At 75.6% G+C, this 15,653-nt stretch carries 10 protein-coding genes; 8 read left to right on the forward strand and 2 right to left on the reverse strand.

All coding sequences use genetic code 11. From position 1 onward, the window contains the following. Window positions 1-70 precede the first annotated feature (70 nt). Together Cpa01nite_RS02895 and Cpa01nite_RS02900 are read right to left on the reverse strand one after the other, a co-directional pair. A complete protein-coding gene (locus tag Cpa01nite_RS02895; RefSeq protein WP_203667249.1) occupies window positions 71-2,227 on the reverse strand; it encodes an alpha-galactosidase in 2,157 nt (718 codons plus the stop codon). Window positions 2,228-2,265: 38 nt separating this feature from the next. Next, the gene (locus tag Cpa01nite_RS02900; protein ID WP_203667250.1) at window positions 2,266-3,612 is read right to left on the reverse strand and encodes an ROK family transcriptional regulator; all 1,347 of its coding nucleotides are present in this window, start codon (window positions 3,610-3,612) and stop codon (window positions 2,266-2,268) included. Between the two features lie 120 nt (window positions 3,613-3,732). Here Cpa01nite_RS02900 and Cpa01nite_RS02905 point away from each other — a divergent pair, with 120 nt between their 5' ends. The 8 genes from Cpa01nite_RS02905 (at window position 3,733) to Cpa01nite_RS02940 (ending at window position 15,585) form a co-directional block, all read left to right on the forward strand. After that, window positions 3,733-5,460, forward strand: coding sequence for an ABC transporter substrate-binding protein (locus Cpa01nite_RS02905; protein ID WP_203667252.1), 1,728 nt, complete (start codon window positions 3,733-3,735; stop codon window positions 5,458-5,460). An 88-nt stretch (window positions 5,461-5,548) separates the two neighbouring features. Further along, window positions 5,549-6,538 carry an ABC transporter permease gene (locus tag Cpa01nite_RS02910; protein ID WP_203667254.1) on the forward strand — a complete coding sequence of 330 codons (990 nt, stop codon included), beginning with the start codon at window positions 5,549-5,551 and terminating at the stop codon, window positions 6,536-6,538. 12 nt (window positions 6,539-6,550) lie between these two features. Then, window positions 6,551-7,561 (forward strand): ABC transporter permease, encoded by a 1,011-nt coding sequence (locus tag Cpa01nite_RS02915; RefSeq protein WP_203667255.1) that lies wholly within the window; start codon window positions 6,551-6,553, stop codon window positions 7,559-7,561. Beyond that, window positions 7,558-8,445: an ABC transporter ATP-binding protein gene (locus Cpa01nite_RS02920; RefSeq protein ID WP_203667257.1), complete on the forward strand. Its 888-nt coding sequence runs from the start codon at window positions 7,558-7,560 to the stop codon at window positions 8,443-8,445. Before Cpa01nite_RS02915 ends, Cpa01nite_RS02920 begins: the two co-directional genes overlap by 4 nt. Further along, window positions 8,445-9,362, forward strand: coding sequence for an ABC transporter ATP-binding protein (locus tag Cpa01nite_RS02925; RefSeq protein WP_203667258.1), 918 nt, complete (start codon window positions 8,445-8,447; stop codon window positions 9,360-9,362). The genes Cpa01nite_RS02920 and Cpa01nite_RS02925 overlap by 1 nt, the downstream gene beginning before the upstream one ends. Next, window positions 9,355-11,391 (forward strand): beta-galactosidase, encoded by a 2,037-nt coding sequence (locus Cpa01nite_RS02930; protein ID WP_239068476.1) that lies wholly within the window; start codon window positions 9,355-9,357, stop codon window positions 11,389-11,391. The genes Cpa01nite_RS02925 and Cpa01nite_RS02930 overlap by 8 nt, the downstream gene beginning before the upstream one ends. Window positions 11,392-11,449: 58 nt before the next feature. Next, window positions 11,450-14,074 carry a glycoside hydrolase family 2 protein gene (locus Cpa01nite_RS02935; protein WP_239068477.1) on the forward strand — a complete coding sequence of 875 codons (2,625 nt, stop codon included), beginning with the start codon at window positions 11,450-11,452 and terminating at the stop codon, window positions 14,072-14,074. Next, complete coding sequence (locus Cpa01nite_RS02940) at window positions 14,071-15,585, forward strand: glycoside hydrolase family 1 protein (RefSeq protein WP_203667259.1); 1,515 nt, start codon at window positions 14,071-14,073, stop codon at window positions 15,583-15,585. Before Cpa01nite_RS02935 ends, Cpa01nite_RS02940 begins: the two co-directional genes overlap by 4 nt. Window positions 15,586-15,653: the final 68 nt, after the last annotated feature.

Here is a 15,653-nt window from a genome sequence, read left to right on the forward strand (position 1 = left end):
CGCGAGGTCGGCAGCCCGAGGAGCCGACCTCGCGCCGGTCCTGCCGCGCTCGGCCCCGGCGGCGCGCCGGTCACACCTCCGTGGCGTGCAGCACCAGGGCCTGCGCCGCCCAGAGCGCCGGGATCTGCAGCCCCACCTCCGCCAGCACCCGGCCGGGCAGCGTCACCTCGCCCGCGGCGAGCCACGGCGGCGTCACCCAGCCCCAGCGCGCCGGGCCGACCTCGTCGCGCACCCGCACCCGGTACCGGGCGTCCGGGCGCAGGCCGTGCAGCCGGACGGGCTCCGGCCGCGCGTCCTCCAGCGAGGCCACCGTCGCGACGGTCCACACGCCCGCCGACCCGTCCGCGGCGACGGCGCCGACGACGCGCAGCGCCGGGTCCCGCACGTCGGCGTGCACGACCGTCCCGGTGTGCAGCAGCGGCCGCAGCTCCCGGTACAGCGCGCCGAACCGGGTGAGCACGGCGACCTCCTCGTCCGAGCAGGACAGCACGTCCCACTCGAAGCCGGCCGACCCCATGAGGCTGGTCGCCAGGCGGTACGACAGGTCGACGGTCCGCCCGGAGCTGTGCGAGGTCGGCGGCCCGACGTGCGCGCCGACCAGCTCGGGCGGCAGCAGCAGCGTCGTCCACCGCTGGATGTCCTGCCGCTCGACCGCGTCGTTGGAGTCCGACGCCCACACCCGGTCGGCGACCTCGAGCACCCCGAGGTCGCTGCGCGCGCCGCCGGACGAGCACGACTCGATCTCCAGCCCGGGGTGCCGCGCCTTGAGCTCGGCCATCAGCCCGAGCACCGCGCGGGTCTGGGCGTCGACGCCCGGCCGGCCCGCGTGCCGCGCGTCCACCAGGTCGCGGTTGTGGTCCCACTTGATGAAGTCGATCCTGAGCTCGGCGACCAGCGCCGACACCTGGCCGAGCACGTGCGCCCGCGCCTCCGGCCGCGCCAGGTCGAGCACGTACTGCGTCCGGTACGACAGCCCCGCGGGGTCCGGGACCCGGTCGGCGGGGTGCAGCAGCCAGTCCGGGTGCGCGCGCGCCAGGTCGGAGTCGAGGCTGACCATCTCGGGCTCGAACCACAGCCCGAGCTGCATGCCGAGCCCGTGCACCCGCTCCGCGAGCGGGCCGAGCCCGTCCGGCCACACCGCCCGGTCGACGACCCAGTCGCCGAGCCCGCGGGTGTCGTCGCGGCGCGCGAGGAACCAGCCGTCGTCCAGCACGAACCGCTCGACGCCGATCTGCGCGGCACGCTCGGCGAGCCGGAGCACCGTCGCCGGGTCGTGGTCGAAGTACACGGCCTCCCAGGTGTTGAGCACGAGCGGGCGCGGCGTGCGCGGGTGCTGCGGCCGGGACCGGAGGTACGTGTGGAACCGCGCGGAGACGCCGTCCAGCCCGCCGTCCGACCAGGCGAACCACGCCGTCGGCGCCGCGTACGACTCCCCCGGCTCCAGCACGACCTCGCCGGCCCGCAGCAGCTCGCCGGCGCCGAGCAGGGTGGGCTGGTCCGGCAGCCGGTCCGTCCGGTAGGTGACGTCCGCGGGCCACGCGAGGTGCACGGTCCACACCTCGCCGTCCCGGTCGCGCGGGGTCGCCGAGGTGAGCGCGAGCAGCCACGGCTGGTCGTGCCCCGGCCGCCCTCGCCGGGTCTGCCGGGCGAGCGACCCGCGCGGCAGCGGCCCGGTGGCGGGCGCCTTCTCGCGGGTCCACCGGCCGGCGAACGTGGTGGCCACGTCCGCGCGGGTCGGGACCGGCAGCACGGCCTCCAGCGCCTGCACCTCGACCGGCCCCGGCCCGCCCGACGCCACCTCCAGCGCGTGGTCGACGCCGAGCAGCCCGCCGGGCTCCAGGCGCAGGCGGGTGCGCAGCACCAGCCCGGCGGCAGGGTCCTCGGCCTCGATCTCGACCGCGTGCCCGTCCGGCGCCGGCGCCACCGAGCGCGGCACCCACCGCGGGGTCAGCGGCACGCCGTCCCGCACGAGCTGCGCGCCCGGGCGGCCCGGCCAGCCGTCGGTCTCCTGCGGGAGCAGCGACGGGTGCGCGGCCGCGTCCAGCGTGCCGGGCGGCGTCTGCCGGTCGGCCGCCGCGCGGAGCGCCGCCAGGTCCGCGGGCTCGAGCGGGCCGAGGTCGGCACCCCAGTGCAGCACCTGCGGCAGGCCGTCGGCGGGGTGCGCGAGCACGACGGCGACACCGTCGCGGCGCAGCACCGTCCAGCGGGGGTCGGGGGTGGTGGTCACGGGCTCTCCTTCGAGTCGGGACGACGGGGTGGTGCGGGTCAGGCGGGCAGCGCGGGCACGGCAGCGGCGGCAGCGGGCGCGGGGTCGGCGGCGGGCGCGGGCGCGGGCACGGGCGCGGGGGCCGAGGCGGGCGCGAGGCGGGGCACGGCTTCGGCGGACACCACGCCGGGCACCGGGTCGAGCGCCGTCGGCACCGCCCCCGGCCGCCCGAGCGGCGACCGCAGCACGACCAGCGCCCCGCCCACGGCGGCCGACACCCGCACGTCGCGCGACAGCCGCACCCGCACCGGCCGCAGCAGCCGCGCGAGCGCGCCGGCGTCGACGACCTCCTGCACGCCGGCGACGTACAGCGGCCCGGCGACGCCGAACGCCGGCCCGGCCAGCACGACGGTGTCGACGTCGAACAGGTTCATCAGCGTGACGGCCGCGGTCCCCAGGTGCCGCGCCGACGCGGCGAGCAGCGCCTCGCACGCGGCGTCCCCGGCGACCGCCGCCCGGGCCACGCGCTGGAAGTCCGCCAGCACCGCGTCCGCCCCGCCGGCCAGCCCGAGCCGGCCCGCGAGCGCCGGGTCGCCCAGCGCGGTGCCGACCACCGCGCCCGGCCCGGCGAGCACCTCGACGCACCCGCGGCTGCCGCAGGCGCACGCCGGACCGGCGGGGTCGACGGGCACGTGCCCGATCTCGACGGGGTTGGCGGTGCCGCCGCGGTACACCTCGGCGCCCGCGATCACGCCGCCGCCCACGCCGGTCGCCATGTAGAGCACGCCGAACGTGTCGACGTCGAGGGCGCCGACCCACTGCTCCCCCACGGCCGCGGCGGTCGCGTCGTTCTCCAGCAGCACGGGCAGGCCGAGCAGCCGGGAGAGCGTCGCCGTCAGCGGGTAGTCGCGCCACTCCGGGGTCGGCTGCCCGGTGAGCACGGCGCCGGCCGCGCGGTCCTGCGGGCCGTGCGTCACCAGCCCGACCCCGAGCACGCGGTCCCGCGGCAGCCCCGCCCCGGCGAGCAGCAGGTCGATGTGCCGGGCCAGCACCGGCAGCGTGTCGTCGGGTGCGCCGCGGCCGACCCCGCGGACGGCGGTGGACGCCACCCGGCGGCCGGCGAAGTCGGTCACCACGACGCTGCTGGCGCTGCGGTCCAGCTGGACGCCGACCGCGAACCAGGCGCCGGCGTCGAGCTCGAGCAGCCGCCGCGGCGACCCGACACCACCGGTCACCCGGCCCACCTCGTGCACCAGGCCCTCGCCGATGAGGTCCCGGACGACGTGCGTGATGGTCGCCGCGGTGAGCCCGGACCGGTCGGCGAGCTCGACCCTGCTGACCGTGCCGAGCGTGCGGATCAGGTCGAGGACGAGCGCCCCGGTCGCGGCACGGGGTGACGTGCGCATGTCCCGACCATATCTTGACATGCTTAATTTAAGCACGTAACGATATGCCTGCGTTTCCCCGGGCCGCGACGACGCGGCCACGACCAGACCGTCGGCCGCGACGGGTGGAAAGGACCAGCGATGTTCCTCAGGTCAGCACGCACGCACCGGCGCCGCGCCCGCCGCGCCCGCCAGGGCACCGCCCTCGTCGCCGGCGCCGCGACGCTCGCGCTCCTCGCCGCCTGCAGCGGCGGCGGCGACGGGGGCGGCGGCAGCAGCACCGGCGCGTCCGGCGACAGCGCCACGCTCGTCGCCTACACCGGTCAGTCCGGCGACTACCAGGTCAACTTCAACCCGTTCTCCCCGTCCCGGATCGGCGCGCTCGGCACGATCTACGAGCAGCTGTTCTTCATCAACAAGGCCGCGGAGACCGAGCCCGTCCCGCTGCTCGGCACCGAGTACGCCTGGAACGACGACGGCACCGAGCTGCAGGTCACGCTCCGCGAGGGCGTCACCTGGTCCGACGGCGAGCCGTTCACGGCCGACGACGTGGTGTTCACGTTCGACCTCCTGGCGAGCACCCCGGCCATCAACAACGTCGGCTACGCGGGCACCGCGACCGCGACCGACGACACCCACGTGACCTTCACCTTCGAGGCGCCCGCGTTCGTGCAGGGCCCCGACGTGCTGTCCGGCGTGCCGATCGTCCCGGAGCACCTCTGGGCGGACGTCGACCCGACCGCGGACGTCGTCGAGAACCCGGTGGGCACCGGCGCCTACGTGCTCGACGACTTCAAGCCGCAGGCGTTCACCTACGCCGCGAACCCGGAGTACTGGGGCGGCGAACCGGCCGTGAAGACGATCCGGTTCCTGTCGCTGTCCGGCAACACGGCCGGCGCCGACGGCATCGCGAACGGCACCATCGACTGGCAGACCGGCCCGGTGCCCGACATCCAGAACGTCGCCGAGAACTTCCCCGGCTACGACACCCTGACCGCCGCGCAGAACCAGATGGTGCTCGCCACCTGCTCCAGCGTGGAGCTCGGCTGCTCGGGCCCGCAGACCGACCCGGCGGTCCGGCACGCGCTCTACCTCGCGATGGACCGCACGCAGCTCAACCAGCTCGCGTTCGAGGAGACCGCGTCGGAGATCTCGCCGACGTTCGCGCTGACCTCCACGCAGGAGGGCACCATCTCCGCCGACGTCGAGGAGCCGGTCGCCCCGGAGACCGCCGACCCCGAGGGCGCCGCCGAGGTGCTCGAGGCGGCCGGCTGGGCCAAGGGCTCCGACGGCATCTACGCCAAGGACGGCGAGCGGCTCACCGTGACGGTCGAGGTCGTCACCGGCTGGACCGACTACATCACCGCCGTGCAGACCATCGCGCAGCAGGCCAAGGCCGCGGGCATCGACGTGCAGACCGCGCAGTCGTCCTGGAACGAGTGGACCGAGCGCCGCACCCAGGGCAACTTCCAGCTCGCGATCGACTCGCTGTGGCAGGGCCCGGCGCCCGACCCGTACTACCTCTACACGTACTTCTTCTCGTCGGCGACGGGCGCCCCGGTCGGCGAGGCGGCGGGCAACAACTACGCCCGGTACGCGAACGCGGACGTCGACGCGGCGCTCGACGCGCTGAAGTCCATGCCCCTGGACGACGCCGAGGCGCGCCAGCCGCACTTCGACGCGATCCAGGCCGCGGTCGTCGAGGACATGCCGTACATCCCGATCCTGACCGGCGGCACCACGAGCGAGTGGAACGTCGGCAAGTTCACCGGCTGGCCGACCGAGGACGACATGTACGCCTTCCCGGCGGTGTGGTCCGCGTTCGACGCCGCGGAGATCTTCAAGCGCCTGGAGCCGGCGGAGGGCTGAGCCGGACCGGTCCGGGCGACGGCACGCACCGCCGCCGTCGCCCGGACCGGCCCCCGCTCCCCCGCCCCGCCGTCGGAAGGGTCGCGACGTGAACTACGTCCTGCGCAAGCTCGGCTTCTACGCGGTCGCCCTGTGGGCCGCCGTCACCCTCAACTTCCTCATCCCCCGCCTGCTCCCGGGCAACCCGGTCGACATCCTGCTGGCCAAGCTCCAGCAGCGCGGCGGGACGGTCACCCCCGAGACGCGCGAGGCGTACGCCGCCCTGCTCGGCGGCGACACCACCGACTCCCTGCTGCAGCAGTACGGCACCTACCTGTCGAACCTGCTGCGCGGCGACCTCGGCGTCTCGGTCACCTACTTCCCGACCCCGGTCAGCGAGGTCATCGGCACGTCGATGCCGTGGACCGTCGTGCTGGTCGGCATCGCCACCGTGCTCGCCGCGACCATCGGCGTGCTGCTCGGTGCGTTCGTCGGCTGGCGGCCCGGCACCTGGCTCGACTCGGCCGTGCCGCTGACGACGCTGCTCGCCGCGGTGCCGTACTTCTGGCTGGCGCTCGTGCTGGTCTACCTGCTGTCCCGGGTGCTCGGCTGGTTCCCGTCGCAGGGCGGCTACGACGTCGTGCTCGACCCCGGCTGGTCGCCCGAGTTCATCGCGTCCGCGATCGAGTACGGCTTCGTACCCGCGCTGACCATCGTGGTCGCGTCGATCGGCGGCTGGCTGCTCGGGATGCGCAACATGATGGTGTCCACGCTCTCCGAGGACTACGTGCTGACCGCCCGCGCCAAGGGCCTGCCGCACGGCCAGGTGATGCGGAACTACGCGGCGCGCAACGCCGTGCTCCCGTCGGTCGCCGGGTTCGCCATCTCCCTCGGGTTCGTCGTCTCCGGGTCCGTGGTCACCGAGCAGGTGTTCTCCTACCCCGGCATCGGGTCCCGGCTGCTCGCCGCGGTCACCAACAACGACTACGCGCTCATGCAGGGCGTGTTCCTGTTCATCACCCTGGCCGTGCTCGGCGCGAACCTCGTCGTCGACCTGCTGTACGGCCTCATCGACCCGCGCACCCGCGCGAAGGCCTGAGGGGAGCCGGCGATGACGAACATCGGACCGGACGTGCAGGTCGCCGTCGAGGGCCCCGGCGGCCCCGTCGAGACCACCGCGCCGACCACGCCGCCCGAGCCCCGCCCCGCGGGCCGCGCGCGCCCCGCCTGGCGGCTCCTGCTGCCGACCATGACCCCGTGGCTCGCCACCGGCCTGGTGCTGATCGCCGGCGTCGTGCTGCTCGGCGTCGTCGGGCCGTACCTGGTCGGCGACCCGGACGCGATCAGCGACGTCGGCCTGTCCGGCCCGTCGGCGGAGCACTGGCTCGGCACGACGCAGACCGGCCAGGACGTGCTGGCGCAGCTGGCGTACGCGACCCGCGGCTCGCTGCAGATCGGCCTCATGGTCGGCGTGCTCGCGACGGTGCTGTCGGCGTTCTTCGGGATCTACGGCGCCTACCTCGGCGGCGCGGCGGACGAGGTGTTCTCGCTGCTGTCGAACGTCTTCCTCGTGATCCCCGGCCTGCCGCTGGTCATCGTGATCTCGGGCTTCGTGCCCCGCGAGAGCCGCGGCCTGTGGACCATCGCGGTCGTCCTCGCGCTCACCTCGTGGGCGGCGTCCGCGCGGGTGCTCCGCGCGCAGACCCTGTCCGTCCGGGCCCGCGACTACGTGGCCGCGTCCCGGCTGTCGGGCGAGAAGCCGTGGCGGGTCATCGGCGTGGAGATCCTGCCGAACCTGCTGCCGGTGCTCGCCTCGCAGTTCGTCTACGCGGTGATCGCCGCGATCCTCGGCGAGGCCGGCCTGTCGTTCCTCGGCCTCGGCGCCTCGAACGCGTCCACGCTCGGCACGATGCTGTTCTACGCGCAGAACGGCTTCGCGCTCCCGCTCGGCGCCTGGTGGTGGTTCGTGCCGCCCGGCCTGGTGATCGCCCTGTTCGGGATGGGCCTGTCCCTGGTCAACTTCTCGATCGACGAGATCATCAACCCCCGCCTGAAGAACGCCCGCACCGCCCGCCGCCGCGCGAAGGCGGCCGCCCGCGTCGCCAGGAAGGCCGCCCGATGACCGCGCTCACCGACCGGGTCCCGCACGCCGCCGTGCCGGCGCGCCGCCCCGTGCTCACCGTCACCGACCTCACCGTCGTCTACGACGTCGAGGAGCCCGTCACCGCGGTGAAGGACGCCAGCCTCCAGCTGGGCCGCGGCGAGATCCTCGGCCTGGCCGGCGAGTCCGGCTGCGGCAAGACGACGCTCGCCTACGCGATCAACCGGCTGCACCAGCCGCCGGCGCGGATCGCGTCCGGCTCCGTGGTGTTCCACGACCGGGACGGCGGCGACGTCGACCTGCTCGGGCTCGACGACGAGCCGCTGCGGCGGTTCCGCTGGTCCCAGCTGTCGATGGTGTTCCAGGGCGCGATGAACTCGCTCAACCCGGTCCGGACCATCGGCGCCCAGCTCGACGACACCCTGCGGGCGCACGCCCGGATGTCCCGCGCGCAGCGCCGGGAGCGGTCGGCCGAGGTGCTGACCCGCGTCGGCGTGGACCCGGGCCGGCTGCGGTCCTACCCGCACGAGCTGTCCGGCGGCATGCGGCAGCGCGTGATGATCGCCATGGCCATGCTGCTCGAGCCGCAGATCATGATCATGGACGAGCCGACCACCGCCCTCGACGTGGTGGTGCAGCGGGAGATCCTCCGGGAGATCGTCCGGCTCCGCGACGAGCTCGACTTCGCGGTCGTGTTCATCACGCACGACCTGCCGCTGCTGCTGGAGATCAGCGACCGGATCGCGGTGATGCTCGCGGGCGAGATCGTCGAGCTGGAGACCGCGGCGCAGCTGCACCGCTCCCCCGCGCACCCGTACACCCGGCGCCTGCTGGGCTCGTTCCCGAGCCTGTCCGGCGAGCGCGGCGCGTTCATCCGCGACGGCGTCGACCCCGAGGAGTCCTGATGACCAGCGTGCACGTCACCGACCTGACCAAGGACTACGCCCTGCGCTCGGGGCTGCGCCGCAGCACGCTGCGCGCCGTGGACCGGGTGTCGTTCGACCTGGTGCCGCGCCGCACCGTCGCCCTCGTCGGCGAGTCCGGCTCGGGCAAGTCGACGATCGCCAAGCTGCTGACCCGGATGGAGAAGCCGACCTCCGGCACGATCGACGTGCAGCTCGACGACCGCACCCCGGTCATGGGCTCGGTCTACCAGCGGCACGTGCAGATGGTGTTCCAGGACCCGTTCGCGTCGCTCAACCCGTTCCACACCATCGAGCACCACGTCGCCCGGCCGCTGCGGATCCACCACCGGACCCACGACGCCGCGTCGACGCACGCGCGGGTGGTCGAGATGCTCGAGCGAGTCAACCTGACGCCGGCCGAGGCCATCGCGGCGCGCCGCCCGCACGAGCTGTCCGGCGGGCAGCGCCAGCGCGTCGCGATCGCCCGGGCGCTGGCCCCGGGCGCGCAGGTGCTGATCGCCGACGAGCCGGTGTCGATGCTCGACGTGTCGATCCGGCTCGGCGTGCTCAACCTGCTGGGCCGCCTCCAGCGCGAGGACAACCTGGCCGTCCTCTACATCACGCACGACCTGGCGACCGCCCGGCACTTCTCCGACGAGATCCTCGTGCTCTACCGCGGCCGGGTGGTCGAGCGCGGGCCGGCGGACGCCGTGATCCTCGACCCGCACCACGACTACACGAAGCTGCTCGCGCTGGCCGCACCGGACCCGGACCGGGTCGGCAGCGTCGGGCGGGAGGGCGACACCGCCGTCACCCGCGAGGCCATCGACAACTCGGTCTGCTACGACCACGACCTCGGCGCGTGGGTGTCGATCGACGAGGCGCCGGCGGCGCGGCGGGAGGCGGCCCGTGCCTGAGTTCGTCAGCGCCGTGGTCCCGGCCAGCGCCCCGCCGGCGCGCCCGTTCGCCTGGCCCACCGACGGCCTGTCCTACGGCGGCGACTACAACCCCGAGCAGTGGCCGCGGGAGGTCTGGGACGAGGACGTCGCCCTGATGCGCGAGGCCGGCGTGAACCTCGTGACCCTCGGGGTGTTCTCCTGGGGCCTGGTCGAGACCGCCGACGGCGCGTTCGACTGGACCTGGTTCGACGACGCGGTGGAGCTGCTGCACGCGCACGGCATCGCGATCGACCTGGCCACGCCGACCGCGGCGCCGCCGTCCTGGCTGCACACCGCGCACCCCGAGGTGCTGCCGTTCGACGCGGACCTCTACCAGCAGCCGCCCGGCGGCCGGCTGGCGTGGTGCCCGAGCAGCGCGGTGTTCCGCCGGTACGCGCTGCGGTACGTCGAGGCGCTGGCGGAGCGGTACGGGCGCCATCCTGCGGTGCGGCTGTGGCACGTCGGCAACGAGCTCGGCGGCGGCAACGCCCGCTGCTACTGCGACGTGTCGGCGGCGGCGTTCCGGGACTGGCTGCGCGCCCGGTACGGGACCGTCGACGCGGTGAACGAGGCGTGGGGCACCGCGCAGTGGGGGCACCGGTTTGGCGCGTGGGACGAGATCCTGCCGCCGCGCGGGAAGCACGGCGCGCCGAACCCGGGGCTCTACCTCGACTACGAGCGGTACTCCTCGGACGCGCTGCTCGCGCACTACCTCGCGGAGAAGGAGGTGCTCGAGCGGCACTCCGCGGTGCCGGTCACGACCAACATGATGGTCGGGCCGGGGGCCCAGGTCGTGGACTACGCGTCCTGGGCGCCGCACACCGCCGTGGTGGCGAACGACCACTACACGCTGGTGGACGACCCGGACCGGGAGCAGGACCTCGCGTTCGCCGGCGACCGGATGCGCGGGATGTCCGCAGGACGGCGGCCGTGGCTGCTGATGGAGCACTCCACCGGTGCGCCCTCCTGGCAGCAGCGGAACCGCGCGAAGGACCCGGGCGAGATCGCCCGCAACGCCCTGGGCCACGTCGCCCGCGGCTCCGACGGCGCGCTGTTCTTCCAGTGGCGCGCGTCGACCGCCGGGGCCGAGCAGTTCCACTCGGCGATGCTGCCGCACTCCGGGACCCGGTCGCGGATCTGGCGGGAGGTCGTCGCGCTCGGGCGCGACCTGCGGGCGCTCGCGGAGGTGCGGGGCACCGTGGTCGAGCCCGCGCGCGCGGCGATGGTCGTCGACGACCCGGCCGGCTGGGCGCTCCAGCACGGGCTCACCCCGCACCGGGCGCTGCGGTACGGGCGGGAGCTGCGCACCTGGCACCGGGCGCTGTGGGAGCGCCAGGTGCTGTGCGACGTCGTGCCGCCCGGCACCGACCTGGCCGGCTACGACCTGGTGCTGGTGCCGACGCTGCTGGTGCTGTCCGACGCGGAGGCGGAGCGGCTGCGCGCCGTGCCGGCCCGCGGCGGCACGCTGCTCGTCACCTACCTGTCGGGCGTCTGCGAGCCGACCGGCCGCGTCCGGCCCGGGCTCGGCGCCCTGCAGGACGTGCTCGGCGCCTGGACCGACGAGTTCTACCCGCTCCAGGCCGGCGAGCGCGTCCGGCTGGACGACGGCGCCGAGGTCGCGGACTGGACCGAGCGGGTCGAGCTGGACGGCGCCGACGCCGTCGTCCGGTACGCCACGTCGTCGCTCGCGGGCGGCCCGGCCGTCACGCGGCACGCGGTCGGCGGCGGAGCCGCCTGGTACGTCGGGGCGGCGCTGCCCCGCGAGGCCGTCGACCGCGTCGCCGCGCGGCTGGTCGAGGAGGTCGGGCTGCCCCGCACCGCCGAGGCCGAGCCCGGCGTCGAGGCGGTCCGCCGGGTCGGCGAAGGCTCCTCGTACCTGTTCCTGCTCAACCACACCGACGCGGACCGGAAGGCCACCACGTCCGGGACCGACCTCCTCACCGGCGCCGAGGTCGGGCCCGTCACCACCGTGCCGGCGGGCGGCGTGCGCGTCGTCCGCGAGCGCTGACCGCCCTGCGACACCCCCGAGCCACCCTGAGCCACCCCTGCGACACCCGGGAGCACCCGTGCAGCACCACACCCTCGCCGACGGCTGGACCGTCACCGCCACCGCCGGGCCCGTGCCCGAGGCCGTCACCGCCGCCGGCCCGCTGGCCGCGGCCGTGCCCGGCTCCGTGCACACCGACCTGCTGGCCGCCGGCCTGATCCCCGACCCGTACCTCGACGCGCACGAGGAGACCGTGCGCTGGTTCCACGGCACCGACTGGCGGTACGGGCGCGCGCTGGCGCTCGACCCGGCCGCCGAGGGCGAGCGGGTCGACCTGGTGCTCGAGGGCGTCGACACGGTCGGCACCGTGGCGCTCGGCGGGCGCGTGCTGGGGACGACCGCGAACATGCACCGGTCGTACCGGTACGACGTCCGGGACCTGGCAGACGGGTCGCCGCGGGCGCTGACCGTCGACCTGCGCTCGGCCACCGCGTACGCCGACGAGGTGCGGGACGCGCTCGGCGACCGGCCGTCCGCGTACAGCCCGGTGCCGTTCAACTTCGTCCGCAAGATGGCCTGCTCGTTCGGCTGGGACTGGGGCCCGGACCTGCGCACCGCCGGGCTGTGGCAGCCGGTGCGGGTCGAGCGCTGGTCGGTCGCCCGGCTCGCCCGGGTGCGACCGCTCGTCACGCTCGACGCCGACGGCACCGGGCGGGTCGCGGTGCACGTGGACGTCGAGCGCTCGGGGCTGGCGCCCGACGGCGCGCTGACCCTGCGGGCGGCGGTGCTCGGGGTGTCGGCGTCGGTGACGGTGCCGGGCGGCGAGTCGTCCGCGGCGGTCGAGCTCGCGGTGCCCGGCGCGCCGGTGTGGTGGCCGGTCGGGCACGGCGACCAGCCGCTGGCCGACCTGGACGTGACGCTGGCGGGGCCGGACGGGGCCGCGCTCGACGCGTGGCGCCGGCGGGTCGGGTTCCGGTCGGTCGCGCTCGACACCGCCGACGACGAGCACGGCACCCGGTTCACGCTCGTCGTCAACGGCCGGCCGATCGCCGTGCGCGGGGCCAACTGGATCCCCGACGACCACCTCCTCACCCGGATCACCCGCGAGCGCCTGGACCGGCGGATCGACCAGGCGGTCGACGCGCACCTCAACCTGCTGCGGGTGTGGGGCGGTGGCGTCTACGAGTCCGAGGACTTCTACGCCGCGTGCGACGAGCGCGGCGTGCTCGTGTGGCAGGACTTCCTGCTCGCCTGCGCCGCGTACCCCGAGGAGGAGCCGCTGCGTTCGGAGATCGAGGCCGAGGCCCGGGAGAACGTCGTCCGGCTCATGCCGCACGCGTCGCTGGTGCTGTGGAACGGCGGCAACGAGAACGTCTGGGGCCACGAGGACTGGGGCTGGCAGGCGCTGCTCGGGGACGCGACCTGGGGCCGGTGGTACGCCGAGGAGCTGTTCCCCGCCGTGCTCGCCGAGCTCGACCCGACGCGGCCGTACGCCACCAACAGCCCGTTCACGCCGCGGCGCGACCCCGCCGACGTGCACCCGAACGACCCCGACCGCGGCACGCACCACCAGTGGGAGGTGTGGAACCGCGTCGACTACACGGTGTACCGCTCGGAGATCCCGCGGTTCTGCTCGGAGTTCGGGTTCCAGGGCCCGCCGGCCTGGCGGACGCTCGTCGAGTCGGTGCACGCCGTCGACGGCGGGCCGCTCGCGGACGCCCCGGTGCCGCAGGAGGACCCGGTGTTCCTCGTGCACCAGAAGGCCGACGACGGGAACGGCAAGCTCGACCGCGGCATGGCGCCGCACCTGGGCGTGCCCCGCGACTTCGCCGACTGGCACTGGGCCGCGCAGCTCAACCAGGCCCGCGCGGTCCGGCACGCCGTCGAGCACTACCGCGCGTGGTGGCCCCGCACCGCGGGCTGGATCGTCTGGCAGCTCAACGACTGCTGGCCGGTGACGTCCTGGGCGGCGGTCGACTCCGCCGAGCGGCCCAAGCCGCTGTGGTTCGCGCTGCGGGCCGCGAGCGCGCCGCGCGCCCTGTTCCTCGCCGAGCGGGACGGCGGTGTCGTCCTCGTCGCGACCAACGACACGGACGAGCCGTGGGACGGCACCGCGCACCTGCGGCGGGAGACGCTCGGCGGGATCGCCGCAGCCGCGGTGGGCGTGCCGGTGGCGGTCGCCCCGCGGTCCGTGGCCGTCGTGCCCGTGCCGGCCGACGTCGCCACGCCCGGCGACCCGCGCGGCGAGGTGCTCGCCGCCCGGCTCGGCGAGGGTGCGGGCGAGCGCCGGGCGACGCTGACGTTCGCCGAGGACGTGGAGCTGCGGCTGGACCCCGGGGCGGTGCACGCCTCCGCGCGGCGCGAGCCCGGCGGGTACCGGGTGGAGGTCGTGGCCCGGTCGTACGCGGCCGACGTCACGCTGCACGCGGACCGGCTCGCGCCGGACGCGCTCGTGGACGAGGGGCTCGTGACGCTGCTGGCCGGCGAGCGGGCGACGTTCCACGTCACCACCGAGGCGGTGCTGGACCCGGCGGAGCTCACGGCGGCGCCGGTGCTGCGGTCGGCGAACGACCTGCGGGGCGTGGCGCTGGTCGGGGAACCGGTGGGGGCGGGCGTCGGGGCGGGCGTCGGCACTGACGCGGGCGCGGGCGCGGGCGTCGGCGCGGGCTCCGGGGCCGAGACGGGCCTCGAGGGGGTCCGGTGACCGCGGCACGCCGGTTCCCGGACGGCTTCGTCTGGGGCGCGGCCACCGCCGCGTACCAGGTCGAGGGCGCCACCGACGCGGACGGCCGCGGGCCGTCCATCTGGGACACGTTCGCCCGGACCCCGGGCGCCGTGCTCGGCGGCCACACGGGCGACCTCGGCACCGACCACTACCGGCGGTTCGCCGACGACGTCGCGCTCATGGCCGACCTCGGCCTGCGCGCCTACCGGTTCTCCGTCGCGTGGCCCCGCGTGCAGCCGACCGGGCGCGGCCCGGCGAACCAGGCCGGGCTCGACTTCTACCGGCGGCTCGCCGACACCCTGCTCGCGCACGGCATCGACCCCGTCGTCACGCTCTACCACTGGGATCTCCCCCAGCCGCTGGAGGACGCCGGCGGCTGGCCCGCCCGGGACACCGCGTGGCGGTTCGCCGACTACGCCGGCCTCGTCGCCGGCGCCCTCGGCGACCGGGTGCCGCTGTGGACCACGCTGAACGAGCCGTGGTGCACCGCGTACCTCGGCTACGCGTCCGGCGAGCACGCGCCCGGCGTGCAGGACCCGGCCCGCGCGCTCGCCGCGGTGCACACGCTCAACCTGGCGCACGGGCTCGGCGCGCGCGCCGTGCGGGCCGCCGCCGGCGACGCCGCGCAGGTGTCGATCACGCTGAACCTGCAGGTGAACCGGGCCGCGTCCGCGGCGCCGGCGGACGTGGCGGCGAAGGCCCGGCTGGACCGGGTGGCGAACGAGGTGTTCCTCGGGCCGCTGCTCGACGGCGCGTACCCGGAGGAGGTCGTCGCGGAGACCGCGCACCTCACCGACTGGTCGTTCGTGCGCGACGGGGACCTGGACCTGGTGCGGACCCGGCTCGACGCGCTCGGGGTGAACTACTACACGACGGCGCTGGTGGCGGGGGTGCCGGACGCCGCGGGGCCCGTCCCGGACCCCGGCGGCGAGACCGGTCCGGCCGACGTGCAGGCGGCGTCCCCGGCGGGCGACGAGCGACCGCCGGCCAACCTCGTCACCGGGGTCCGCTGGCTGCACCAGCCCGGCCCGCGGACCGCCATGGGCTGGGTCGTCGACCCGTCCGGCCTGACCGAGCTGCTGCTCGACCTGCACCGGCGGCGGCCGGACCTGCCGCTGTGGATCACCGAGAACGGTGCGGCCTACCCCGACGCGGTCGCCGACGACGGCCGCGTGCACGACGCCGACCGGATCGCGTACCTGCACGGGCACCTCGACGCGGTCGGCGCGGCCCTGGACGCGGGCGCGGACGTGCGCGGCTACCTCGCGTGGTCGCTGATGGACAACTTCGAGTGGGCGTACGGGTACGAGCGCCGGTTCGGGATCGTGCACGTCGACTACGCCACGCTCGAGCGCACCGTGAAGGACTCGGGGCACTGGTACCGGCGGCTCGCGACCACCGGGGTGCTGCCGGCGCCGGACGACGCGGGGCCGGCGGCGGACGACGCCGGGCCGGCGCCGGTGGGCGCGGGGGCGGTCGCCGCGGGTTGACCCCTTGCCGGGCGGGTCGGTCGCGCGCATCCTGCTGCCGTCCCGCCCGGCCGCCGCCCGGCGACCCC

The organism is Cellulomonas pakistanensis, assembly GCF_016862755.1.
GTDB classification, from domain to species: domain Bacteria; phylum Actinomycetota; class Actinomycetes; order Actinomycetales; family Cellulomonadaceae; genus Cellulomonas; species Cellulomonas pakistanensis.